This window comes from Glycomyces niveus, from assembly GCF_017592475.1.
In the GTDB taxonomy this organism is placed as follows: domain Bacteria; phylum Actinomycetota; class Actinomycetes; order Mycobacteriales; family Micromonosporaceae; genus Glycomyces; species Glycomyces niveus.
The window spans coordinates 312,524-336,350 of record NZ_JAGFNP010000003.1; the positions used below are offsets into that span (position 1 = coordinate 312,524).

General features: G+C 68.7%; 20 protein-coding genes and 1 tRNA gene. 10 read left to right on the forward strand and 11 right to left on the reverse strand.

Going from position 1 to position 23,827, the window contains the following annotated elements; all coding sequences use genetic code 11:
• Positions 1-163 precede the first annotated feature (163 nt).
• Positions 164-1,345: a homogentisate 1,2-dioxygenase gene (locus J5V16_RS07225; RefSeq protein WP_208495398.1), complete on the forward strand. Its 1,182-nt coding sequence runs from the start codon at positions 164-166 to the stop codon at positions 1,343-1,345.
• Between the two features lie 9 nt (positions 1,346-1,354).
• Here the strand turns inward: J5V16_RS07225 and J5V16_RS07230 are convergent, their stop codons facing one another.
• Genes J5V16_RS07230 through J5V16_RS07240 form a run of 3 tightly spaced genes read right to left on the reverse strand, consistent with a single transcriptional unit; the run spans position 1,355 to position 2,833 of the window.
• A complete protein-coding gene (locus J5V16_RS07230) occupies positions 1,355-1,756 on the reverse strand; it encodes a hypothetical protein (RefSeq protein WP_208495399.1) in 402 nt (133 codons plus the stop codon).
• Entirely contained in the window at positions 1,756-2,250 is a 495-nt protein-coding gene (locus tag J5V16_RS25695) for a scabin-related ADP-ribosyltransferase (protein WP_208495654.1), read from the reverse strand. The genes J5V16_RS07230 and J5V16_RS25695 overlap by 1 nt, the downstream gene beginning before the upstream one ends.
• A 49-nt stretch (positions 2,251-2,299) precedes the next feature.
• Positions 2,300-2,833 (reverse strand): NUDIX hydrolase, encoded by a 534-nt coding sequence (locus tag J5V16_RS07240; RefSeq protein ID WP_208495400.1) that lies wholly within the window; start codon positions 2,831-2,833, stop codon positions 2,300-2,302.
• Positions 2,834-2,946: 113 nt separating this feature from the next.
• On the opposite strand from J5V16_RS07240, the gene J5V16_RS07245 reads away from it, so the two are divergent.
• Positions 2,947-3,879, forward strand: coding sequence for an NADP-dependent oxidoreductase (locus J5V16_RS07245; protein ID WP_208495655.1), 933 nt, complete (start codon positions 2,947-2,949; stop codon positions 3,877-3,879).
• Positions 3,880-3,922: 43 nt separating this feature from the next.
• On the opposite strand, the gene J5V16_RS07250 is transcribed toward J5V16_RS07245, so the two are convergent.
• Entirely contained in the window at positions 3,923-5,137 is a 1,215-nt protein-coding gene (locus J5V16_RS07250) for a DUF418 domain-containing protein (protein WP_208495401.1), read from the reverse strand.
• Between the two features lie 128 nt (positions 5,138-5,265).
• Here J5V16_RS07250 and J5V16_RS07255 point away from each other — a divergent pair, with 128 nt between their 5' ends.
• A complete protein-coding gene (locus J5V16_RS07255; RefSeq protein WP_208495402.1) occupies positions 5,266-6,009 on the forward strand; it encodes a TetR/AcrR family transcriptional regulator in 744 nt (247 codons plus the stop codon).
• Here J5V16_RS07255 and J5V16_RS07260 read toward each other — a convergent pair.
• Positions 5,996-6,898: a LysR family transcriptional regulator gene (locus tag J5V16_RS07260; protein WP_208495403.1), complete on the reverse strand. Its 903-nt coding sequence runs from the start codon at positions 6,896-6,898 to the stop codon at positions 5,996-5,998. The genes J5V16_RS07255 and J5V16_RS07260 overlap by 14 nt on opposite strands.
• An 86-nt stretch (positions 6,899-6,984) precedes the next feature.
• Between J5V16_RS07260 and J5V16_RS07265 the strand changes: the two genes are divergently transcribed.
• From J5V16_RS07265 to J5V16_RS07275, 3 genes are all read left to right on the forward strand, one after another.
• Positions 6,985-7,404 carry a hypothetical protein gene (locus J5V16_RS07265; protein ID WP_208495404.1) on the forward strand — a complete coding sequence of 140 codons (420 nt, stop codon included), beginning with the start codon at positions 6,985-6,987 and terminating at the stop codon, positions 7,402-7,404.
• Positions 7,397-8,974, forward strand: coding sequence for a multicopper oxidase family protein (locus J5V16_RS07270; protein WP_243900878.1), 1,578 nt, complete (start codon positions 7,397-7,399; stop codon positions 8,972-8,974). The genes J5V16_RS07265 and J5V16_RS07270 overlap by 8 nt, the downstream gene beginning before the upstream one ends.
• A gap of 225 nt (positions 8,975-9,199) precedes the next feature.
• Positions 9,200-10,690 carry a non-reducing end alpha-L-arabinofuranosidase family hydrolase gene (locus tag J5V16_RS07275; protein WP_208495405.1) on the forward strand — a complete coding sequence of 497 codons (1,491 nt, stop codon included), beginning with the start codon at positions 9,200-9,202 and terminating at the stop codon, positions 10,688-10,690.
• Positions 10,691-10,743: 53 nt separating this feature from the next.
• On the opposite strand, the gene J5V16_RS07280 is transcribed toward J5V16_RS07275, so the two are convergent.
• Both J5V16_RS07280 and J5V16_RS07285 read right to left on the reverse strand, forming a co-directional pair.
• Positions 10,744-14,514: a glycoside hydrolase family 2 TIM barrel-domain containing protein gene (locus tag J5V16_RS07280; RefSeq protein WP_208495406.1), complete on the reverse strand. Its 3,771-nt coding sequence runs from the start codon at positions 14,512-14,514 to the stop codon at positions 10,744-10,746.
• A 124-nt stretch (positions 14,515-14,638) separates the two neighbouring features.
• On the reverse strand, positions 14,639-15,913 hold the full coding sequence (locus tag J5V16_RS07285; RefSeq protein ID WP_408612393.1) for a lectin: 1,275 nt from the start codon (positions 15,911-15,913) through the stop codon (positions 14,639-14,641).
• 293 nt (positions 15,914-16,206) lie between these two features.
• Between J5V16_RS07285 and J5V16_RS07290 the strand changes: the two genes are divergently transcribed.
• The gene (locus tag J5V16_RS07290; protein ID WP_208495408.1) at positions 16,207-16,953 is read left to right on the forward strand and encodes an alpha-ketoglutarate-dependent dioxygenase AlkB family protein; all 747 of its coding nucleotides are present in this window, start codon (positions 16,207-16,209) and stop codon (positions 16,951-16,953) included.
• 17 nt (positions 16,954-16,970) lie between these two features.
• On the opposite strand, the gene J5V16_RS07295 is transcribed toward J5V16_RS07290, so the two are convergent.
• Both J5V16_RS07295 and J5V16_RS07300 read right to left on the reverse strand, forming a co-directional pair.
• Positions 16,971-17,459 (reverse strand): GNAT family N-acetyltransferase, encoded by a 489-nt coding sequence (locus tag J5V16_RS07295; protein ID WP_208495409.1) that lies wholly within the window; start codon positions 17,457-17,459, stop codon positions 16,971-16,973.
• A gap of 172 nt (positions 17,460-17,631) precedes the next feature.
• Positions 17,632-18,225, reverse strand: coding sequence for a GrpB family protein (locus tag J5V16_RS07300; RefSeq protein WP_208495410.1), 594 nt, complete (start codon positions 18,223-18,225; stop codon positions 17,632-17,634).
• Positions 18,226-18,518: 293 nt separating this feature from the next.
• Between J5V16_RS07300 and J5V16_RS07305 the strand changes: the two genes are divergently transcribed.
• Positions 18,519-19,115, forward strand: coding sequence for a hypothetical protein (locus tag J5V16_RS07305; protein ID WP_208495411.1), 597 nt, complete (start codon positions 18,519-18,521; stop codon positions 19,113-19,115).
• A gap of 317 nt (positions 19,116-19,432) precedes the next feature.
• Here J5V16_RS07305 and J5V16_RS07310 read toward each other — a convergent pair whose 3' ends face one another.
• Positions 19,433-20,806, reverse strand: coding sequence for an MFS transporter (locus J5V16_RS07310; RefSeq protein WP_208495412.1), 1,374 nt, complete (start codon positions 20,804-20,806; stop codon positions 19,433-19,435).
• Positions 20,807-20,859: 53 nt separating this feature from the next.
• Here J5V16_RS07310 and J5V16_RS07315 point away from each other — a divergent pair, with 53 nt between their 5' ends.
• Together J5V16_RS07315 and J5V16_RS07320 are read left to right on the forward strand one after the other, a co-directional pair.
• Positions 20,860-21,480: a TetR-like C-terminal domain-containing protein gene (locus tag J5V16_RS07315; protein WP_208495413.1), complete on the forward strand. Its 621-nt coding sequence runs from the start codon at positions 20,860-20,862 to the stop codon at positions 21,478-21,480.
• Between the two features lie 439 nt (positions 21,481-21,919).
• A complete protein-coding gene (locus J5V16_RS07320) occupies positions 21,920-23,386 on the forward strand; it encodes a hypothetical protein (protein WP_208495414.1) in 1,467 nt (488 codons plus the stop codon).
• Between the two features lie 208 nt (positions 23,387-23,594).
• Here the strand turns inward: J5V16_RS07320 and J5V16_RS07325 are convergent.
• Positions 23,595-23,666 (reverse strand) — tRNA-Gln (locus tag J5V16_RS07325).
• Between the last annotated feature and the right edge of the window lie 161 nt (positions 23,667-23,827).

Sequence of the window (23,827 nt, forward strand, 5' to 3'; positions counted from 1 at the left end):
GGCCCGGGTCCAGCGCTCCGCGCAGCCGGTGCGCGATCGGGCGCGCGCCGCGCGCGGGTGCGCGCGGACCGGCCGAAACGGAACGGCTGGAAGGCTATCCTCAGGACATAGCCGCCGAACGGGCGACACCTTCGCCCGCGAGCGAACCGACAAAGGAGTCGACGTGCCGTTCTACCGTTCCGTCGGGCAGATCCCCGACAAGCGACACACGCAGTTCCGCCAGGACGACGGGAGCCTGTACTCCGAGGAGCTGATGGGCCAGGAGGGGTTCTCCTCCGATTCGTCGCTGCTCTACCACCGGTACCGGCCGACGGCGATCTCCTCCAGCACCGAGCACCGGCCCGAGAAGGCCGAGCCGGTCCCGAACCACCCGCTCAAGCCCCGCCACTTCCGCACCCACAAGCTCGACGGCGCGGGGGACGCGGTCTTCGGCCGCAACCACCTCTTGTCCAATGCGGACTGTCGGATCTCGTACGCGCTCGCCACGAAGCCTTCACCCTTGTACCGCAACGCGATCGGCGACGAGTGCATCTACGTCGAGTCCGGCGAGGCGCGCGTCGAGACCTCGTTCGGCGCGATCGACATCGGCCAGGGCGACTACCTCATCATGCCGATGTCGACGATCTACCGGATCATCCCCACGGGCACCGAACCGCTCCGCACGCTCGTCGTGGAGTCGACGGGCCACATCACGCCGCCGAAGCGGTACCTGTCGGTGCGCGGCCAGTTCCTCGAGCACAGCCCGTACTGCGAGCGCGACCTCCGCAGCCCGGCCGAGCCGCTGCTGGTCGACGGCGAGAACGTCGACGTGTACGTGCAGCACCGCGGCCGCGGGTCGGCGACGCTCTGGACGAAGTTCACGTACGCCCACCACCCGTTCGACGTGGTCGGCTGGGACGGCTGCCTCTATCCCTGGGTGTTCTCGGTCCACGACTTCGAGCCGATCACCGGCCGCATCCACCAGCCCCCGCCCGCGCACCAGGTCTTCCAGGGCCCGAACTTCGTCATCTGCAACTTCGTGCCGCGCAAAGTGGACTACCACCCGGACGCGATCCCGGTGCCCTACAACCACCACAACGTCGACTCCGACGAGGTGATGTTCTACTGCGGCGGCAACTACGAGGCCCGCCGCGGCTCCGGCATCGAGCAGGGCTCGATCTCCCTGCACCCCTCGGGCTTCACCCACGGCCCGCAGCCGGGCGCGCCCGAACGCTCCATCGGCGCCGACTACTTCGACGAGCTCGCCGTCATGGTCGACACCTTCCGCCCCCTCGAACTCTGCGAACCCGCCCTCGACGTAGAGGACACGAACTACGCCTGGACCTGGAACCGCGACCCCGCCTGAGACCGCGCCTCAGGAGAAACCAAAGTAACGCATAACCATGTCCTTCTGGTCTGCCACGCTTCCAACTTCCCAGCGATCCGCGGGGGCAAATATATCCACTTCAGTCGAAGCAGCGCTGAATTCGCCATCAGCGAGAACGTACGCGTATCTCCCATCCCCCATTTGTCGCTGCATCCCCGACGGAAAGACAATCGGCCTTGAGCCTTGGCAGCAGAGGACAATTCCTTTCTCCTCCAATGAGATCCGTGCTTTCAGGAGGCAACTGAACAGGTCATTCGCCTCAAACTCTTCTGCGAGTTCCACTGGCTGGAGTATCTTGAGCCTCAGCGGGCGCCGCTCCGGAACCTCAAGTTCGATGCGGAGTTCACTTCCATTCGCGACAACTGCTGCAATCGAAACCCGCTCTGCCACTACCGCCTCCCAAATCCCGGATTCGGAATCCAGTCACCGCTCGTCGTTCGGCAACCAACAATACAGCTTGGGTCGATTGCTCCAGGAAATGCGATCTCCATCTCATCTGCATGACGATTGTCAGGAATCATAGCGTTCACGTCAATTCCCCCAGTTGCACCTTGGATCGTATAAGTATGCCCGTTCCTGCTAAGAGCATGCGCCTCAGAGGTCGTGGTTGAGACATACCCTGATGCAGGGGTGTATTGACCGGAAACACCGGCAACGTGCTCTTCCAGACTCATATTATCGCCCAGAGGCTCGAAGCCGGATTCAAAGATCTCCTCTGGTTCCCGCGTATCACTTCGATATACAGTGTCGGGAATTTCAGCATCGGACCCACAGTTATGAGTGAGGAAGTCGGATTCTGCCGCTGCGACAGAGAAGGTGTGGTCTTCGGCGACGGTGAGGTTGCGGACCGTCGTGAAGGCGGCGTGTACTTCGACCGCGGTGATCTGGGTCCAGGTTCCTGCGCTGGTGCGGAGGGACTGGCCGGAATTCCGGTCAGTTGAGGGCTCTCAAGCGGGCAGCGAGGTCGGGGCTGTCGAGGTCGGTCCGGGGGCGCCATTCGGCGGCGTGGACTTCTTCGGTGCGGGGGTTGGGGTCGGCGTCGGCGCAGTGGAAGAGGTAGCGGACGTCGTAGTGCCAGTGGGCGTCTTCGTTCTTGCGCGGGTTGGCGGGGATGGGGTGGACGTCGATGTGGATGGGGACCGGGTCGGCGAGGGTGAGGGCCGAGGGTTCGATGCCGGTCTCTTCGACGGCTTCGCGGAAGGCGGCCGAGGGGAGCGAGTCGTCGGCGGGTTCGATGTGGCCGCCAGGCTGGAACCAGCGGCCGATGGTCTTGTGGTGGATGAGGAGGACCTCGCCCGCGTCGTTGACGAGGATCGCCGAGGCGGTGACGTGGCCGGGCATGGTCGTGCGGTCGAAGCCTTCCGGGCCGGTGAGGGCGAAGAGCGGCCTGATCGACTCGGCGTCCTCGGGCCAGCGGACGAGGTAGGCGGCGAGCTGGTCCTTGAGATGGGCGATCGCGATGGGCACGGCCAGTATTCTGCCAGTGGCGGCGGTCGGGGCGGCGGGGCCCGCCGGGCCTAGAATCGAGCCCTATTCGTACTCCAGTGCCGACAGACAAGGACCCCGCCGTGCCCGAGATGATGCGCGCCGTGACCCAACACCGACTCGGTGGGCCGGAGGTGCTGGAGTTGACCGAGGTCGAGCGGCCGGAGCCGTACTACGGGGAGATCCAGGTGCGGGTCCGCGCGGCGGGCGTCAACCCCGTCGACCCGGCGGCCCGCGAGATCGGGCTCTATATCGGGCAACCGCCGTTCATCCTCGGATGGGACGTGTCCGGCGTCGTGGAGAAGGTCGGCATCGGCGTCACCCGCTTCAAGCCCGGCGACGAGGTCTTCGGCATGCCCCGCTTCCCGCACCAGGCGGGCACGCACGCCGAGTACGTCACCGCGCCGAGCCGCCAGTTCGCCCGCAAGCCAGCCTCGCTCTCGCACATCGAGGCCGCCGGGCTGCCGCTGTGCGGACTCACCGCCTGGCAGGCCCTGGTGGACAACGCGGAGCTGCGGTCCGGGCAGAGCGTGCTCATCCACGCCGCCGCCGGGGGCATCGGCCACCTGGCCGTGCAGATCGCCAAGTCCATCGGCGCCCATGTCATCGCCACCGCGAGCGCCGGAAAGCACGACTTCGTGCGCGGGCTGGGCGCCGACGAGGTGATCGACTACAAGGCCGTCGACTTCGCCGCTGTCGTCAAGGACGTCGACGTCGCCCTGACCACCCTCTCCGGCGACTACGCGGAGCGCTCGGTCTCGGTGATCCGCGACGGCGGCGTCCTCGCGCAGCTCTACTACTCCCTGCGGGACGCCGAATTCCCCGAGGCCGTCGCACGCGGCATCCGCACCGACTTCATGCTCGTCGAACCCGATCTGATCGGCCTGCAGGGCCTGGCCCGCCTCGCGGACGCGGGCGAGCTGCGGGTCCACGTCGCCGAGACGTTCCCGCTCGAGGACTTCGCCAAGGCCCATGAGGCGATGGAGCACGGCAGCGCCACCGGGAAGCTCGTGCTCACCGTCGACTAAGGCAACGGGGCCCGCCGCCTGGCGGGCCCCGAATCAAGGGCGATCAGCGCTTGCGGCCGTAGGTGAGCCGCCGCAGCAGCGTCTCGGCCGGGCCGCGGTAGCCGCGGCGGTGCGCCGCATACGCGCCCCACACGGTCAGCGCCCAGACCGCGAGCGCGCAGGCCTGCGAGGCCAGCAGCGGGCTACCGGCCCGGTCGTCCAGGCCGAGGAGGAACGGCGTCGCGAGCACGAGCCACGCCACCGACTGGAACAGGTAGCCGCTCAGCGACCGCTGCCCGAGCGCGCTCACCGCGGTCACGAGCGTCCCGGCGGGCTTGCGGGTGAGGACGTGCGCGAGGAGGCCGAACACGGCCGCGTAGCCGATGCCGCCGAAGAAGCCGGAGGACTCGTACAGGAGCTTCATCGCGGCCGCAGTGCCTTCACTGGCGTGCAGGAAACCGCCGCTGAGCAGGGCCATCGGCATCCCGGCGGCGACGGCGACGGTGATGCCGCCGATCGCGGTCCAGCGCAGGAGCGACAGGTGCCGTTCGGGCTCCTCGAGGAGGCGGCGGCGGCCGGCCCAGGCGCCGACCCAGACCATGAGGATCATCGGCAGCAGCGTCGCGGTGTGCACGGGCCACTCGGCGAGCCGTTCGCCCACCGAGGCGAGGTACGTGCCGGCCTCGACGGAACCGAAGGGCGACACGGGGATCGCGGCGTCGCCCACCTGGAACCCGAACGCGACGACCGCGGCGAGCACGAGGACGTAGAGCCCGCCGACCGCGAGGTACCAGGGCGCGAAGCGGTGTACCTTGTCGGTGCGCTGCAGGAGTAGCAGCGTGAACGCGATGCCGATGAGGCCGTATGCGCCGAGGAAGTCCCCCGAGTAGAGCAGCACGCCGTGGGCGATGCCGAAGACGAAGAGCCAGGCGTTGCGGCGCAGGAGGACCCGCCGCACCTGGCCGGGGGTCGCGCCCGCTTCGGCCTGGCGGCGGGCGAGCTGGACGAGGCCGTAGCCGAACATGATCGCGAACAGCGGGAACGCCCGCGCGTGGATGAACTCGACCATGAAGAAGTTGTAGAAGCGCTCGAAGCCGCGCGGGTCGGTCTCGACGCCGGGCGCGCTGGCGAGGAAGTAGCCGGCGCTGTTGGCGAGGGCGATGAACAGGAGCATCGCGCCGCGGGCGAGGTCGGGGGCGAGCGCCCTTTCGGTGGGGCGCACGGGGCCGCGGCGGATGCGCGGCTCCGCGGCGAGGCTGGGTGTGACGGTGGCGGTCATGTCGATCCTTCGGGGTCTCGTGATCGATTGAATTAATATCTCTGAGATACTATCCTTGAGATATTAATAGCATGTGCGATGATGTCGCGCAAGCCCGGGCGACGGAGGGACGGAGGTGGCCGCGGCGCATGGACGAGGCACCGGTGCCGGATGAGCTGGCGAGGCTGTGGCGCATCCCCGCGGAGTCCCGCCGCGGGCGGCCCGCGAAGCTCGACGTCGGCCAGGTCGTGGACGCGGCCGTCGCGCTCGCCGACCGCGAAGGGCTCGCGGCGGCGACGCTGCCGCGGGTCGCCGAGGCCCTCGGGGTCACGAAGATGTCCCTCTACCGGCACGTCGGTTCGAAGGACGAGCTACTGGCCCTCATGCAGGACGCGGCGTCCGGCCCGGTTCCATCCTCATTGGACGGTACGGGTCAGTGGCGGGAGCGGCTGCGGCTGTGGGCCACCGAGCAGCGCGCGCTCTTCGCTCGGCACCCGTGGCTCGCGGCCTCGCCCGTCTCGGGACCGCCCAAGGGCCCCAACCTGATCGGCTGGTTCGACGCCGGGCTGCGGGCCCTGCGGACCACCGAGCTCGACTGGGCGGCGAAGGTCGGCGCGGTCATGCTCGTGGGCGAGTACGTGCGGGGCAACGCCCAACTGGCGCAAGGCCTCGAGGCCGGCCGGGCCGGCTCGGGCCAGGACCAGGCGGCGGCCGAGCAGGCCTACGGCCGGGCGATGTTCACCCTCGTCTCGCCCGAGCGCTTCCCTGACGCGGCCGCGCTGTTCGCCTCGGCCACATTCGAAGACACCGGCGAGGACACCGCGGACACGGACTTCTTCTCCGGTCTGGACCTCATCCTCGACGGCGTCGCCGCTGCGGTCAAGCGCGCCTAGCGCCCACCCCGGCCCCGCCGTTCCAGTCCCATTCGGCGATCTGGGCGCGCATGAGCCGCGCCGCCGCGGGCAGCCGGTCGTCGCCCGCCCAGTGCAGGCTCAACGTGCGGTTGCAGTGCGGATGGTCGACGGCCACCCACGCGACGCCAGGCTCGGGAAGGGTGAAGCGGGCGATCTCCGGGAACAGGCTCAGGCCGAGCCCGGCGCCGACGAGCGTGTAGGTCGCTGCGGGCTCGTCGATCTCGCAGACGATGCGCGGCTCGAGGTTGCGGTCGGCGAAGAGCCAGTCGAGCAGGCGCCGCTGCCACTGGCCGGGCCGGGTGATGACGAACGGCTCCGCGGCCAGGTCCTCGACCGTCACTCGCGGTTCGGCCGCGAGGCGGTGGCGGGCGGGCGTCGCCAGCCAGACCTGCTCGACATGGACGACCTGGGACGCGATGCGCGGCGCGCTCACCGGCTGCGAGGCGAGGCAGAGGTCGACCTCGTCGGACCGCAGCGCCTGCTCCATCTCGTGCGGCGCCATCTGATGGAGCCGCACGTCGACCTCGGGGTGCGCGGCCTTGAACGCGGCGATCGGCCCGGTGAGCGGCAGGAACGTCTCCGACGCGAGCCGCACGCTGCCCGCGCCGCCGAGCGCGGCCTCCGCCACGGCGCGGCGCCCGGCCTCGAGTTCGCCCAGGGCTCGCTCCACATAGTCGCGGAAGAGCGCACCGGTCGGGTTGAGCCGCAGTCGACCCGCGCGGTCGAACAGCGGCGTGCCGAGCTCGGCCTCGAGGCGCGCGATGGTGCGGCTGAGCGCGGGCTGGGCGACGCGGAGCTCCGCGGCGGCCCGGCTGAGGTGCTCCTCACGTGCGACCGTGAGGAACTGGTGCAGGGAGTTCAGGTCCATCGACGTCCTCTCATGCCTCCAGGGTTATAACACCATAGCGATATTGGTCTTTGATGTCTTAACCAAGCGGTCATATCGTCGACGGCGTGGAACGAACAACCCTGCAACCTCGGACGGCCGCCAGCGGCTGGGTGCTGCGCGCGGTGGCGACGCTCTTCCTCATCGGCGGCTTCGGGCAGCCGGTGTTCGCGGGCGTGTACCTGAGCGGCGACTTCGACGGGCTCTCTTGGCATGTGATGGGCGCGGACCTGGTGTCGTCCATCAGCCTCGTGCAGCTCGGGGCCGCCGTCGCGGTCTGGATCCGGGTGCGTCGGGCCTGGCCGTTCTGGGCGTCGCTCGGACTGCTGGTCGGGGTGTCGGCCCAGTACGTCGCCGGGATGGAAGGCGCGCTCTGGCTGCACCTGCCGCTCGGCGTGGCGCTCATCGCCGGGATCGCCATTGTGGTCGCGGCCCTGTGGATGCGGCCGCTGCCCCGCCGCCGCAAGGAGGTGCGCACCGATGGCTGAACCGATCTCGCGGCGGCGGCTGCTCGGCATCGGCGCGGTACTCGGCGCCGTCGCGGCCGGCGGCCTGGCCCTCTCGGCCGCGTGGGCGCGGCGACCCGCCGAGACCGGTGACCAGCTGGTGAGCGAAGTGCCGCTGCCCCAGGCGTTCACGATCCCGCTGCCCCTGCCGCAGGTGCTCGAGCCCGTCGCGTCCGCCGCCGAGGGCGACCGGTACGAGATGGTGCAGGTGGAGACGGAAGCCGAGATCCTCCCCGGCTACTCGACTCGACTGTGGACGTACAACGGGACGTTCCCCGGGCCTACCATCGAATCGCGGCGCGGACGCCATGTCACCGTGGCGCACCGCAACGAGCTGCCGGTCCCCACGGTCGTCCACCTCCACGGCGGCCGCACCCCGGCCTCCTCCGACGGCTACCCGACCGACCTCGTCCTCCCCCAGGACTGGTCCGAGACGGCCGGGCACGGCCACGGCGGGCACATGGCCGACGACCTCGCCGTGGTCACGAATGTCCAGCGCGAGTACGGGTTCCCGCTCGACCAGCGCGCCGCGATGCTCTGGTACCACGACCACCGCATGGACTTCACCGCCCCGGCGATATGGCGCGGCCTCGCCGGGCTCCACTTCGTGCGCGACGACGTCGAGGACGCGCTCGACCTGCCGCGCGGCGACCACGAGGTCCCGCTGATGATCGCCGACCGGGCCTTCGACAGCGACGGCCAGCTCAAGTACCCGTCGCTCGACCCGACGCTGACCGGTGAGATCGGCGTCGAAGAGCGGTTCACGGCGGGCGTTCTCGGCGACGCGGTCCTCGTGAACGGCGCGCCCTGGCCGGTCCACGAGGTCGACTCGGGGCTCTACCGGCTGCGGGTCCTCAACGCCTCCAACGCGAGGCACTACGAGCTCGAAGCGGTCACCGACACCGGACGCCGCCTCCCGCTCGTTCAGATCGGCGCCGACCAAGGGCTCCTGGCGGCCCCGGTGCGGCACGAGCGGCTGCCGATGGCTCCGGCCGAACGCTACGACCTGCTGCTCGACCTCGGCGAACTGCCGGTCGGTTCGAAAGTCCGCCTGGCGAACCGGCTCGGCGAGGGCCGCATGAAGGACGTCATGCAGTTCCACGTCGTCCGCGCGGGCCGGCGCGCCGCGATCCCGGAGACCCTGGCGACCGATCTGCCGGAGTGGGACCGTTCGGAGGCGGTCGCCGTGCGGGACTTCGCGTTCCGCGCGGGCCGCATGAACGGCCGCCACGGCTGGGTGATCGACGGGCTCCCGTTCGACCCCAACCGCACCGACGTCACGACCCGTCTCGGCGACGTCGAGGTCTGGCGGCTCATCGCCGACGTCCACCACCCGGTCCACCTCCACCTCGTGGGCTTCCGCGTCCTCTCCCGCGGCGGCGGCGCGCCCCTCCCCCACGACGCGGGCCTCAAGGACACGATCGCCCTGCGTCCCGGCGAGTCCGCGGAGATCATCACCCGTTTCGACGGCTACCGCGGCCGGTACCTCTTCCACTGCCACAACGCCGAACACGAGGACATGGGGATGATGGCCAACCTCGAGGTGACCTAGGGAACCCACCTCAACCGCGGCCCGCGGGCCGGCGCACCGCGTCGGCCCGCGGGCCGCACGCCGCTCCAGCGCTCACTCACATCGATCTATTTACATATGACGAGACTTCTGGCTATCCTGTGTGCACATAAAAGTTTCGGCGCATCCTTCGAAACTTTCGACAGCTGGAGATGTTAGCGATACCACCGGCCATGGCCACCATGGCCACGAGTAGAAAGACAGCCCATGAGTCAGACCACTCGATGGCGGTCGCGGATCGCGATGCTGGCGGCGACGCTGGTCGCGGCCCTGGCCGCCGCGACGTTGACGGCCGCCCCGGCAGAGGCCGCCCCGCTGCCCTCGAACTTCCAATGGACCTCGACGGGCGCGCTCGTCGCCCCGCAGCAGACCGCCCCCGGCCGCAACCTGGTGTCCATCAAGGACCCCTCGGTGGTCCAGGTCGACGGCAAGTACTACGTGTACGCCACCACCGCCGACACCAACGGCGGCTGGTCCCTCACCTCCTTCGGCGGCTTCACCGACTGGAACCAGGCCGGGCAGGCGAGGCAGACGCACCTCTCCACGACCGCGGTCGGCGGCGGCTACCGGGCCGCCCCGCAGGTGTTCTACTTCGAGCCCAAGAACCAGTGGTACCTGCTGTACCAGACCGGCCTTCCGTCGTTCTCGACCCTGACGCACCCGTCGCAGCCGACGAGCGCCTCGGCGCCGAAGAACTTCATGTCGAACCACGGCGTCGCCGACGCCAACTCGTCGTACATCCTCGACTACTGGATCATCTGCGACGACGTGAACTGCTACCTGTTCTTCAACAACGACAAGCAGGAGTTCTACCGCGCCCAGACCACGGTGGCGAACTTCCCGAACGGGTTCGGCAACGTCCAGATGTTCATGAAGGGCTCCAGCCAGAGCCTGTTCGAGGCCACGAACGTCTACAAGGTCGGCGACACCGGCCAGTACCTGCTCATCGTCGAGGGCATCGGCTCGGGCGGCGTCCGCTACTTCCGGTCCTGGACCTCGAACAAGCTCAACGCGAACTTCAACGAGTGGGTCCCGCTGGCCGACACTCAGTCGAACCCCTTCGCAGGCGCCGCCAACGTCTCCTTCCCCGGCGGCACCTGGACGCGCGACATCAGCCACGGCGAGATGGTGCGCGGCGGCAACCAGACCATGGAAATCGATCCATGCAAGATGCAATTCCTCTACCAGGGACGCAACCCGAGCTCGGACGGTATGGAGTACTCGCAGCTCCCCTACCGGCTCGGCCTCATCACCCATACCAACCCGACCGCCGACTGCGGCGGCGGCCCCGGCGGCGGCGACGACTCCGGACAGCTGCGCAACACGGCGTCCAACCGCTGCCTGGACGTCCCGAACCAGTCGACCACGAACGGCACCCAGCTCCAGATCTACGACTGCTGGTCGGGCGCCAACCAGCAGTGGACCTACACCTCCGCCGGTGAGCTGAGCGTCTACTCCGGCGCCACCCGCAAGTGCCTGGACGCCTCAGGCGGCTCGACGGCGAACGGAACAGCGGCGATCATCTGGTCCTGCCACGGCGGCGCGAACCAGCGCTGGACCAAGAACGCCAACGGCACCTTCTCCAACGCCGCCTCCGGCCTCTGCCTCGACGTAGCCGGGGCCGCCACCGCCAACGGCACCAAAGTCCAACTCTGGTCCTGCCACACCGGCGCCAACCAGCAGTGGACCCTCACCTAGATAAGGGAAGACGATGACCGGGCGGCCCGAAGGCCGCCCGGTCTCTTGCGTTTTCAGACTCGTTGCAGGGCGAACAGCTGGTTGGCGCCCCCGGTGACGTTCCACTGCGAGATCCGGGTGCCGTCGGCGGTGGCGGCGCCCCAGACGTCCATCGCCAGGCCGCTGGCGCGGTTGACGAAGCTGACGGTGCCGCCGCCGTGGTCGACGACCGCCCACTGCTGAGCGGTGGCGGTGGCGTTGATCGGCTGCTGGGTGATGTCCGCGCCGGTTCCCGTGCCGGCCACTTGGAGGGCGAGCCCCGAGTGCCGGGCCCTGATCCGCCAGTAGCCGCCGCCGGCGTCGATGAAGTCGAACTGCTGGTTCGAGCCGCTGCCGGGCGTCCACTGGATCAGCGCCGCACCGGCGGCGGTCGAGGCGCCGTTGATGTCGGCGGCCTTGCCGCTGTGCTGCGCCACGAGCCGGTAGTGCACGCCCGGCTCGACCGGCCCGGCGTTGCCGCCACCGGTCTCGGTGGGCCTGCGCCACAGCGCCATCGCCTGGCCGACGCTCGGCAGCGGCTTGAGCCGGTAGGTGTAGGAGTAGTCGCGGCTGGGGAACAGCTTGTACTGGTCGAGCGGCTGCGCGCCCCAGCTGTTGTCGCCGCCGACGCCGGTCTGCCGGTAGTTCAGGCGCAGCACCACGTCTTGGCGGCGGGTCAGCTGGTAGTCGTGGCGGGTGCCGACCGACAGGTCCTCCGGCGTGAAGTGGGAGGCGTTGACCTCCAGCAGCGGCTCGCCGGTCGCGAGCAGGCCGCGCCCGGCGCCGTCGACGAGGGCGACCCAGCGGACGTCGGTCTTGTTGCCGTTCTCCTGCGGCCGAAGGTAAGGGGTCCACTGGTCCGAGACCGTGGAGGCGTAGACGCCGACGTCGGTGCCCGTGCGGCGGTCCCAGTGGTTCTCCTCGGGGCCGCGCCCGTAGTAGTGCATCTGCTCCAGCGCCGAGGGCAGGAGGAGGATCGTGCCGATCTCCGGGATGTACGGCAGGCTCGAGGAGCCGGGATGGAGGAAGCCGTCCACTCTGATCTCGCCGTTGCCGTAGACGGTGTACGTAGTCCGGAAGGTCGACTGCGTGCTCGTCGGCAGCGTGCCGGTGACGGTGATCCGCCTGGAGCGGTCGGACGGCCGCTCGAGGACGACGCCCGTCACGGTCCGGTTGCGCCCGGCGGCCCGCCAGGTGCCGTTGCGGGTCGGGTGGCCGTTGCCGCGGTCGTTGTCCGTGGGTGCCCGCCAGAAGTTGGGGACCGGGCCGGAGTTGATCAGCCGCATGCCCATCGCCTCGTACGCCACGATCTCGCCGGTCGTCCGCGAGACGGCGACGCTGAAGCCGTTGCCGGTGATGGTGAACCGGTCGCTGGTCTGCGCGTCGGTCAGCGTCGGCACCTGCGCGAGCGGGAGCGGCACGACCGGCGGGCTGTCGAAGTCGACCGGGAGCTGCTGGACGGCCACCTCGTGTCCGGCGTCGGCCCAGGCGGTCGCGGATTTGAGGGTGAAGGACAGCTCAAGGAAGTGCTCGGTCCCGGGGGCGATCGTGGCCGGGCGCTGGATCGGCACCTGGATCACTTTGTTCGACAGCGGCGGGATGTCGAGCTGCTGCGCGGTGAGGCGGCCGCTCTGGATGACCGCGCCGTCGGCGACCAGCGACCAGGCGCCGTCGAACTCGTTGACGTTGGCGAAGGCGTACTCGTTGGCGATCCGGACGTCGCCTGCGGCGATGTTGCTCCCGGCGGTCGCGTTGATCGCCTGGTAGACCCGTTTGACCTCGGCGGACTTGCCGGTCGGTTCGCGGCCGGCCAGGACGAAGCCGTTGCCGCTGAAGTTGCCGTCGTTGGGGTTGTCGCCCCAGTCCCCGCCGTAGGCGAGGTAGGTCCTGCCGCCGCCGAGCGGGATCGGCCAGCGCAGGGCCTGGTCGGCGAAGTCCCAGAGGAAGCCGCCCTGCAGGATCGGGTACTGGCGGATGACGTCCCAGTACTCCTTGAGGCCGCCGTTGGAGTTGCCCATGCCGTGGGAGTACTCGACGAGGATGTAGGGCCTGGTGTCGCCGGTGTCGAGGGCGCGGTCACGGATCCCGGCGGCGGTGTTGTACATCTGGGTGCGGATGTCGCTGACCGCGGGCCGGCTGTCCCCTTCGTACTGGATGATGCGGGTCGGGTCGGCCGCTCGGATCGCCTCGCGCATGGCGACGAAGTTGGAGCCGCCGCCGGCCTCGTTGCCGAGGGACCACATGATGACCGAGGGGTGGTTCTTGTCGCGGTGGACCATCTGGGCGGCCCGGTCGACGACCGCGGAGGTCCAGGCCGAGTTGGACGCCGGGTAGTTGTCGCGGACGCCGTGAGTCTCGAGGTTGGCCTCGTCCATGACGTACAGGCCGTACTCGTCGGCGAGGTCGTACCAGTCGGGGTGGTTGGGATAGTGGGCGGTGCGGACCGCATTGACGTTGAGCCGCTTCATCACCGTGATGTCGCGGACCATGTCCTCGCGGGTCAGCGCCGCGCCGTGGTCGGGGTCCATCTCGTGCCGGTTGGTGCCGCGCAGCGAGACCGGTTTGCCGTTGATGCGCATGAGGCCGCTGCGGATCGCGAACTCGCGGAAGCCGATCCGAGCGGACACGGTCTGGGTGACGGTCCCGGAGGGGTCGCGCAGCCGCAGCACGGCGGTGTAGAGGTTCGGGTGCTCGGCCGACCAGAGCTTCGGGCCGGTGACGGCTTTGGTGCCGCGGGCGACGGCGTCGCGGCCCGCTGGGACGGAGCCGATGTCGACCTGCGCGGTGAGCGGTGCGGCCCAGACCGGTTGGCCGCCGGCGTCGTAGAGCTGGGTCTCGACGGTGTAGGTGCCGGACTGCTGGGCTCCCTTGTTGCGGACCGATGCGGCGACCACCAGGTCGGCGTTGGTGTAGCCGTCGCGCAGCGGCGTGTCGATCTTGAAGTCGCGCAAGTGAATCGTGGGGAGCGAGTAGAGGAAGACCGGTCGAAAGATCCCGGAGAGGCGGATCATGTCCTGGTCTTCCATCCAGTCCCCGTCGGGGAAGCGGTAGACCTCGACCGCGATGAGGTTGGCGCCGGGGCGGACGTGGGCGGTGACGTCGAATTCGGACGGTGTGTAGGAGCCTTCCCGGTAGCCGGCCTTGGTGCCGTTGACCCACAGGTAGAACCCGGATTTGACGCCTTCGAAGTGGAGAAGGACCCGGCGGCCCTGCCAGGAGCTGGGGAGGTCGAAGGTGCGGCGGTACTGGCCGACGGGGTTGAACCGGGTGGGCGCGAAGGGCGGCTGGGCGTTCTCGTTCTGGCCGTTGGCACCCCACCAGGGATAGGTGAAGTTGAGGTAGATCGGGAAGTCGTAGCCAGCGAGCTGCCAGTTGGAGGGGACCGGCATGGTGTCCCAGCCGGTGTCGTCGCGGTCGGTGCGCCAGAACTCGGCGTCGCGGTCGGCGGGGCGCTGGGCGTGCTGGAACCGCCAGTCGCCGTCGAGGTCGAGCCGATAGGGCGAGTCGGTGCGGTCGGCGCGCAGGGCCTGCGGGAGGTCGGCGTAGGGCATGAGAGTGGCGTGCGGGGGCTCGGCGCCGACCTCGAAGATCCCGATGTTGTTGTTCCACTCGGGGTAGCCGTTGGGCGGGTCGGTCCATGCGGCCGTGACGTTCTCGGGTGCGACCTGCGCCGCGGGCCGGACTTCGGCCGGGGTGGTGGACGCCGCGGCCGCAGCGGGGATCGTAGCGCTCCCAAGGGCGGCGAGGCCGCTCCCCAGGACGGTTCGGCGGCGCGCGCGGGCACGCCGGGCGGATGCATCGGACATGAGGGTCTCCTAGGGGTTCAGGCACGCAGCGGTTCGGAGCGCGTGCCGGCTGATGGGTTCCGGGGAGCGGGTTACGGGGAGCGGGGGCCGGGGTGCGCCCCCGCTCCGGTTCGGGTGTTCGGGCTCAGCCGACCGTCCAGCGCTGGTTGGCGCCGCCGTTGCAGGTCCAGAGGACGACTCTGGTGCCGTTGGCGGTCGCGTTCCCCGAGGCGTCGAGGCAGAGTCCCGATTGGACACTGGTGATGGTGCCGTTCGAGTTGACGTTCCACCTCTGGTTGGCGCCGCCATGGCAGTCCCAGATGATGGCCCTGGTGCCGGGGGCGGTCGCGCCGCCTTCGGCGTCGAGGCACTTGCCGCCGTAGACGCGCAGTTCACCGGCGGCGGTCTTGGTCCACTGCTGGTTGGCCGCGCCGTTGCAGTCCCACAGCTGCAGCTGGGCGCCGTTGCTCTGGGACTGGCCCGCCACGTCGAGGCAGCGCGACGACTGCGCGCCGACGATCTGGCCGTCGCCGCCGCCTGGGTCGCCGGAACCGAACTGGGAGAAGAAGTTCCAGGTCACTGCCGAAGTCCAGGTCTCCCAGCCGTCTTCATAGGTCCCGTCGATCGGACCGGGGGTGTGGCCGCCGTCGAACGCGGCCCACTGGACCGGGTAGCCGGCCCGGCAGCCGGAGTAGCTGGTGACGATGTGCGTCCGGCTGCCCGATGCGGGCTCGGGCGCATTCTGCGGGGTGCAGCCGTTGTTGGCGACGAACCGGTCGCGCAGCGAGCGCCCCGCGGAGATGTTGAGGACGTTGTCGCCGATGCCGTGGATGCCGAGGTAGGCGATCGGCTGAGTGCCGCCGCTGCATCCGCTGAGCTGCCCGCCGGCGTAGACCGCGACCGCACGGAAGACCGTCGCCCGCGAGCAGGCCAGGGAGTAGCTCATGCCGCCGCCGTAGCTGAAGCCGAGGGCGAAGCGCTGCGCGGTGTCGACGCAGAGGCCGGATTCGATGCGCGCGATCATGTCGTCGACGAAGGTGACGTCCCGGCCGCCCGAGTTGGCCCAGCCGTTGCCGATGCCCTGCGGCGCGACGAAGATGGCGCTGTTGTTGGACAGGCGCTGGAGGCCGTAGTAGGACCACAGCTGGCCGTCGGTGCCGCCGCCGGCCACGTCCCCGGCCGTGCCGCCGTTCCAGTGGAACGCGAAGATCAGCGGGTAGTTCCGACTGCTGTCGTAGTTGTCGGGGACCCTCAGGATGAACGAGCGGTTCGTGCCCCCGCTCTGGATCGTGTGCGTGCCGCTCGACAGAGTCGGAGCGCTCCCACAACCTGCGCTCGCCGCGAGCGGCGCGACATCCGCGGCCGGATCGGCGGCCTGCGCCGACGGCGCGCCGAGCACCCCGACGACCGCCACGACCATGGCGCCGATCAGCGCCGCCAGCCGGCGCGGGGCGTACCCGTGCCCCCGCACGGACCGTTCTCTTCTATGCAACACAGCCGCATCTCCTTGCGCGCCATGAAGACCGAAGGCCTTCAATCGAAATACATCAATGTAATGATTCATCGTACTTACATATGATGTATGACGTCAAGAGATCGCTCTGAACACGGACAAAACACGCGGAGTCGCTGCATAGAGCCACACTCATCCGATCTTTACCAGCACTCCGCAGCCCGGCGACGATGTCAGAGCCCCCGGTTACGCTCGGAGATATGGACGGCGAGCTGTTCCCGAGGGACCGCACCGAGGTCGCCCCGGGTGCGGTGCTGCTGCCGGACTGGCTCGACGAGCAGCGACAGCGCGAGCTGGTCGCGGCATGCCGCGAATGGGCCCGGCCCCCGGCGGGCATGCGCACCGTGCGCACGCCGGGCGGCGGCGTCATGTCAGCGAAAGTGGTGTGCCTCGGCTGGCACTGGCGCCCGTACCACTTCTCGAAGACGGCCGATGACGGTTCCCCGGTGAAGCCGTTCCCGCCCGAACTCCGCGAGCTTGCCCGCCGGGCGATCGACGCCTACGGCGGCGCGCCGGGCGACGGCCTCGAATATGACATGGCCCTGCTCAACTTCTACGACGCCAAGGCGCACATGGGCATGCACCAGGACAAGGAGGAACTGTCGAAGGCCCCGGTCATCTCGCTGAGCCTCGGCGACACGTGCGTCTTCCGCTTCGGGAACACCGAATCCCGCTCGCGCCCCTACACCGACCTGGAGCTGCGCAGCGGCGACCTCTTCGTCTTCGGAGGCCCTTCGCGCCTCGCCTTCCACGGCGTGCCGCGCATCCTCTCCGGCACCGCCCCCAGCAGCCTCGGCCTCACCGGCCGCCTCAACCTGACCCTGCGCGCCACCGGCCTCAACCCGTCGCCCGAGACGGGACCCCAGGGCCGCAGGGCAAGGGGCGAGGAGCGGGCGATCTCGAGGTGCGGAAGCGAGAAGGGGTCCCCGAACTCCAACGCTGGATAAGAACGTACTTCAAGTTGTCAGTCGTGGATGAGGTGTTGTTCCAGTAGCTCGTCGCTGACCGCATACCCGTGGCGCCGGTAGAGGGGATCGCTGCGTTCCGATGGCCAGACGATCACGGTGCACAGCGGTGCTTTCCTGGCGTGGTCGTTGACCGCTTCCAGCAGACTGGCGCCAACGCCTCGACCGCGATGCTGTTGTACGACAAAGAAGTTGGTGAGGTATCCGATCGGCGCGTCGATACCGGTGGGTGACGGCATCCGCTCGACGACCGAAACGAAGACATGACCGATGATTTGGTCGGCCGTCTCGGCGACCCACGCCTTCCAGGTACCGGCAAGCCGGGTGCGCAGCCATGCCTCGCAGTTGGAGAGGAACGCCTGCTGCGCTCCGACCTCCGGTGCCACCGGCTCCTCTTCGAGTTTGAATTCCCACCGCAGCCGAGCCAGTTCGGCCGCATCAGCGCCGGTAGCCTGGCGAATCGTGATCACGGATGTCGTGTCCTCCATCGCCTGAATGTAGCAATCGGGAGGTGGGGCGGGCCAGGGAATTCCCGCTTGGGATCGTGTTAGCAGGTCCGAATGACGTTGTGCGCCAAGCGTCTCCAGCAGATGAGCGATGCGCGAGCTTGGTGAGGCCCACCTCGTCCGCGATGTCGAGCGCGTGCCGGTACCGATGTACTCAGATCAATCCACGTGAGCGGAACATCCGATCGTAGATCTCCAGGATCACCGGCTGCTTGCGGCGGTTGTACTCGGTGACGATCTCGCCCGCCTCGTTCGCCGCGGAGGCTGCGGCCATCTTGGCATCCTGATACGTGGCCAGATCCTCGGGATGGTCGATGAGCCACTGCCGGAACATGCGCTGCCGCTCGACTTCGGGGCAGCCCGGACCCCAAACGTGAAGGTTCGCGTTCGGGCGTGCGAATTTCAGGGCGCGGTGCTGATGCCAGGCGGGTTCGCGTATGACGAGCATGAACCCTGCGTCCTCCAGCTCGGGCAGGTACGCCGGCTCGTCGGCCGGGTCCGCCACGGTCAAGGCGATGTCGATGACCGGCTTCGCCGCAAGGCCGGGCACCGATGTCGATCCCACGTGCTCGACGCCTAGGGCCTTGTCACCGAGCGCCGCTCTGACGCGCGCGGCCAGCTCTTCGAAAAGTGCCGGCCAGACGGGATCGTATGCGGCGATGGCGATCGCCACCGGCTCGGGCCGCCCGCCGACCCAGATGCTGTCGTCACGCGGCGTCTCGTGATACCGCGTCAGGTCATGACTCATCGATGCGCCTCCCTCAGGCACCCGATTTTCACATGCTGGGCCGGTACGAGCTAACCTAAATATTTCGCCAAGCGCCCCTGACCACCTCATCAAGAGCCGCGAGACGTCCCCTGATACAAGTGCGACGGTCTCACGCTGTCTGGAGGTGATCGACGGCTTCACCGAGAAGACCGAGGGCACTGTGCATACGCCGGGCAAGACCGAGCGGAGCTTTCCGCGCGGCCCCCTGACGGCCGGAGCCTCCGACGCCATAGTCGCCAACACCGAGGGGCTCGGCTCGTGTCACCCTTGACATGTCTGTTCCCTTGGGTGCCAGCAGCAACGGCGAAGCCGTCGTCCTCATCGGCTACAACGGCGACGTCGAGCTGCGCCGCGACGGCCAGCGGGTGGACACGGTCTCGGGGATCGACCCTCTCTACGGCTTCGGCCTTGACCTCGCCGAATCCGGCCGCTACGACCTCAGCATCGGCGGCTCCCGCGAGCCGCTGAGCGGGCCGTACGCCTTCAAGTCCTTCATCGACTGGAGCTTCGACTTCGACCCGGCCGCAGTCGAACCCGGAACGGAGCAGGAACTCGTCCTCCCGGCCGTGGTGCTCACCGCCCCGGACGTCGTGGGCGGGTCGACGTCGAACCGCGCGCAGCCGATCACCCTCGAATTGGTCGACGCCGACGGCGACGGGCTCGAAGCCGCGGCGATGGGGCTCGAAGTCTCCTACGACGGAAACACCTGGTCCCCAGTTGAACTCGACGCCGACCTCGCCGTCGGCACCGCCACCGCCATCCTCCACCACCCTGCGGACGCCAAGCATGTCTCGGTCCGTATGACCGCCACCGATGCCGCAGGCGTCGAAGTCGTGCAGAAGACCATCGCGGCCTATGGCCTGAGGTGACCTGACCGCCGTGCTCCGGGCCTGGAAGGGTTCGGAGCACGGCGGCACCGCCATGACCTGCTACAAGAAACTCGCCAACTGAGACAAGCGCCAAGTCGCGCAGTCGTTGACCAGGGCAAACAAGGCCCGCTCAGCGGGCCTGCTTGTTTGGATAAGACCAATTTGGCTGGGGGAATCGCGGCGTATGCGAACCAAGCGGCACTCGTAAGGATGCTGGGAGAACAGCTTGATGGAGAGTCACCGGTTCACACCGCATCACCTATGCCTCCTGAGTGAGGCGAACGCGGAAAACGTCTCAAAAAAGCTCGAGCCCGCCCTCATCCGGCCTGCACCGATCCTCCCCCGCTGGCGCGCAGTCGGGGCGCAAGTACAAGGCCGAGTACGGCCAGGAGGCCGGTGACGAGGAACGTCGTCAGGAACGCCTGAGGCACAGGGCCGGAGTGCGCGACTATGGCGCCGCCGAGACCGCTCACCACGGCTGTGGCGAGGGTCTGCGCGAGTTGCAGCGCGGCGTTGACCTCGCCTTGGCCCGCAGCCGGAGTCTGGCTGACGGTTTCGGTGGTGGCGGCATTGAAGGCGATGCCCATGCCCATCCCTCCGACGGCCCACCCCAGCACCGCGACGATGCCGGGTCCGGCGAGTACGCCGAACGCCATGATGGCGAGTCCGGCGGCGAGCACCCCGAACCCCACCACGGTGGCGCGTACTCTCCCGGTGTCCCACCGGGCCTGGAGCACCGAGCCGGCGACCCACGCGAGCGCGCCCGCGGACAGCCCCAGGCCGGCTTCGAGTTCGCCGGTGCCGCGAAGCTCGGTGAGCCCGAGCGGGAGGAACGCCTCACTGCCGAAGTACACGGCGCACAGCAGGAACCGCACGATGACGCCGGACGCCACGCCGCGCCGTGCGGTAAGTGTCCCCGCAGGGGTGACGACTCGGACTGCGGCGACGGCGACGACCGCACCCGTTGCGACGCATAGGAACGCGGCAGCCGGATGACGCAGCTGCAACCCGAAGAGCAGGAGCGCGGTGCCCGCTGCGAGCGCGGCGCTGGCCGCGGCGGGTCCCCGCCACCGGGGAGTCCGGGCCGCGTCGTCCGCCCGGCCGTCGAGCCGCCTCAGGCCGGGAAGGGTGAGCGCCCCGGCGAGGACGATGAGGGGGAGCATCAGCACGAACACCCACTGCCACCCTGCGGCCGAAGCAAGAGCGGCGGCGACGACGGGCCCGACGAGCGACGGCACGGTCCAGGCCGAGGACAGCAGTGCGAACATGCGGGCCCGCAGTCGTTCGGGGTAAGTGAGCCCGATGACGGTGTAGGCCATGGCCATCAAGGCGCCGGTACCGAGGCCCTGGGCGCAACGTCCGAGTAGGAACAGCGGCCACGACGTCGCGCTGCCCGCGATGCCGCAGCCGAGGGCGAACACGGCGAGCCCGACGAGGAGCGGCCGGTGCGGGCCGCGGCGGTCGCAGGAGCGTCCTGCGAGCACGGTGCCGATGAGACTGGCGAGCATGAGCGCGGCGAGGCCCCAGCCGTACGACCCGAGTCCACCGATATCGCGGGCGATGCCGGGGAGCACCGTCGCGATGCCGAGCGACTCGAACGCCACGAGGCTCACGGTGAGGGTCACGCCGACGGTGCGGGACCGGTGCGCGGCAGAGAGCACTCCGCCGGTTGCTGCTGTGGAATGCATCATGAGACAAATTATGTTCCGTTGCGGAACGGAATGTAAATGCTAGACTATGTGACGTGACAGACACACGGACCGGGCGGCCCCGCGACGAGCGCATCGACCAGGCCGTCATCGAAGCGACAGCGAAGCTGCTGAACGAGGTCGGGTACGCAAGGCTGACGTTCGAAGCCGTCGCCGCCCGGGCCTCCACGAGCAAGCCGGCGCTTCGCCGCAGGTGGCCGAGCCGCGCTCATCTGGTCGTGGACGCGCTCGCCGCGATCGTCGGGACCGCGCCCACTCCGGACACGGGCTGCACGCGATGCGACCTGGTGGAAGGCATTCGCACCCTCGGTGCCGCATACCCGGTGAAAATCGGCCGCACCGTCCTGCCCGCCCTGGTGGCCGACCTCGCTGGCGATCCCGAACTCGACCGCGTCTTCCTGGAACGCTACTTCCACCCACGCCGGGCGACGACCGCCGAGGCATTGCGGCGAGGGATCGAACGCGGCGACCTCGTCCCCGACGCCGACATCGATCTGCTCCTGGATCTCTTCGGCGCGACCGTGTACTACCGAGTCCTCTTCGGTCATCTGCCGGTGGATCAGGACATCGCCGAGCGGATCGTCGACACGGTGCTCCAGGGTGTTTCCACTCCCGCCTGGCGCCACACGCATCGGGAACCGTCGCGCGACCGCTGAGGTGAGGAGGCAGGTCGACTCAGGGGCCGGAAGTGGGCCCGACGCGAGGACCAAGACGCGAAAAGCGTTGCTTGACAAGGGATGCTTCAAAGACATCTGAGCGGTCATCAACCTGATGACCGCTCATAAACTCAATGTCTTATGTTGCTGGGGCAATCGCGGCGTATGCGAACCAGGCATCACTCGTTAACAGGATCGAGGATCATATCCGGCGATTATAGGCACAACGCACTACACCCCTGGTTCGGGGAGCGGACCGGCCATTGACCTTCAGGTGGGAGCTCTGAGGAAATTCGCTTCCTGGTAGTGGTCGGCCACGATGAGCGGGGTCCTGCAAACCCGATCTGGTCGTTGATGCCGCAGAATGGTCGGGGCTGCAACATCTGACGCCCATCGTCGCCGATCGTGAGTCGGCCCGCAGCTGAGGAGGACGTCTGCCATGCCGGATGCAGAACAAGTACCGCCGCAGCTGCGCAGCGTGGTCGAGGGGTTGGCCGGGAATCCGGCCCTACCGGCGGGCATGGTCCGGCGTTTCATCCGCAAAGGCATGGGCGACGTCGCGATGCGCCCGGATCTGACCGAGGACATGATCGCCGCGATCATCGCGACCAACGACCACCGGCTCACGCATACGCTGGCGTGCAACCCAGCGCTTCCCCACGCGTTCCGGATGCAGCTCGCTGAGCACCCCGAGGCGGCGATCCGCAGGGCCCTGGCCTCGCGCTCGGTCGAGTTCCCTCGCGAGCTGTACGAGCGGCTGGCGGGGGACGAGGACCCGAAAGTCCGCGAATACCTGGCGAGAAGTGAGCACGTCCCGGAGGATCTGCTCGCCCGTTTTGCGGAGGACCCGCACCCGGCCGTCCGGGCGAAGCTCGCTCAATGGTTCACGCAGGCGCCGGAACCGGTGCGCCGGCGTCTCCTGACCGATCCGGACGAGCAGGTGCGCCAGGCGGCCTGCTCGACCTATTACGCGAGGACGCCCCACCCGGTGCCCCCCGCCGACCTGATCCCGGCATTGCTGTCTGACCCCGCCACCCGGGCCGGAGTGATCCGGCACTGCGTGCTCGACGCCGATACGGCCGACCGGTTGGCAGCGGACCCGGACGAGCAGGTGCGCAGGCAGATCGCTGGCCATCCGGACCTCCCGGGGCGGCTGCGCGCCGTGCTCGCCGCAGACCCCGATACGACTGTGGCGCTCGGCATCTTCGCCAGGAAGGACACCCCGGAGGCGCTGCGCGCTGAGATCCATGCGCGGATCCCGTCCGAACCGCTCTCGGTGGCCCAGTTCGAGGACTTGGATGAAGACGACGATGCGGCGTTCGAACGGCGGATCTCGGATGAGATGGCCCGGATCGAGTTCTGGTCGATGAGCCTGCCATGGGTGACCGCCGATCCTCTGCCTCATGTGGACTCGCCCTATGCATGTTTCCGCGTCTCGGCGGCGATGTGCGACGACCTTCCGGAAGCGGAGGTCACTCGTCTCCTGAACGACGCGGAGAGCAGTGTTCGCACCGAGATGGCGTTGCATGCTCGCGACAGGATCGATCCGGCCACCGCCGAACGCATCGACCGCGGCTACCGGCCGCTCAAACGTATGGACTGGCGTCCGGCGGACGACTTCCCACTGCCGCCGGAGGCACTGCGCCGCCTTGCCGCCGACCCGGAACCGCGGATGCGGAAACTCGCACCACGGGACCCCGATCTGCCGGAGGGCCTGCTCCGCCAGCTGGCGGCCGATCCTCACGAAGCAGTCCGGGCCGTGACCGCGACCCATGTGCGGCTACCGGCGGACGTGCTGGTGGGGCTGCTCGACGACCCGTCCGCGTGGGTCGCGAAGACTGCGGCGGGCAACCCGAACCTGCCTGTGGCGCAGATGGACCGACTCCTCGCCCTGACGGATCTATAGCGGCCCCGACGAGGCGGTGGAAACGGTCGAACGAGGAGCCCGAGCAGCGCGGCCTAAGCGGCGGGGCCGTTGACCGGGCCGTGCGCCAGGCGAAGCACCCACGCGACGACCGCGACAGAGCACCGGGGCACGTGCGAGGCAAATGTGCTAGACGAAAATGAGCGGTCATCAACCTGATGACCGCTCATAAACTCAATGTCTTATGTTGCTGGGGTACCTGGACTCGAACCAAGAACAACTGAACCAGAATCAGCCGTGTTGCCAATTACACCATACCCCAATGGTGTGTTAGCGCCTCGAAGCTTGCGGCGCCGACGGGATGTAACTGTACCGGATGCGCAGCGGCGGCTACAAACGGGTTCCTGTGATGGAGGCAACGTGGGGGATTCGGTGCAGGTGAGGGGCAACCCCAGGGGCGGCTCCGGCGTAGTAGGCGTGTCG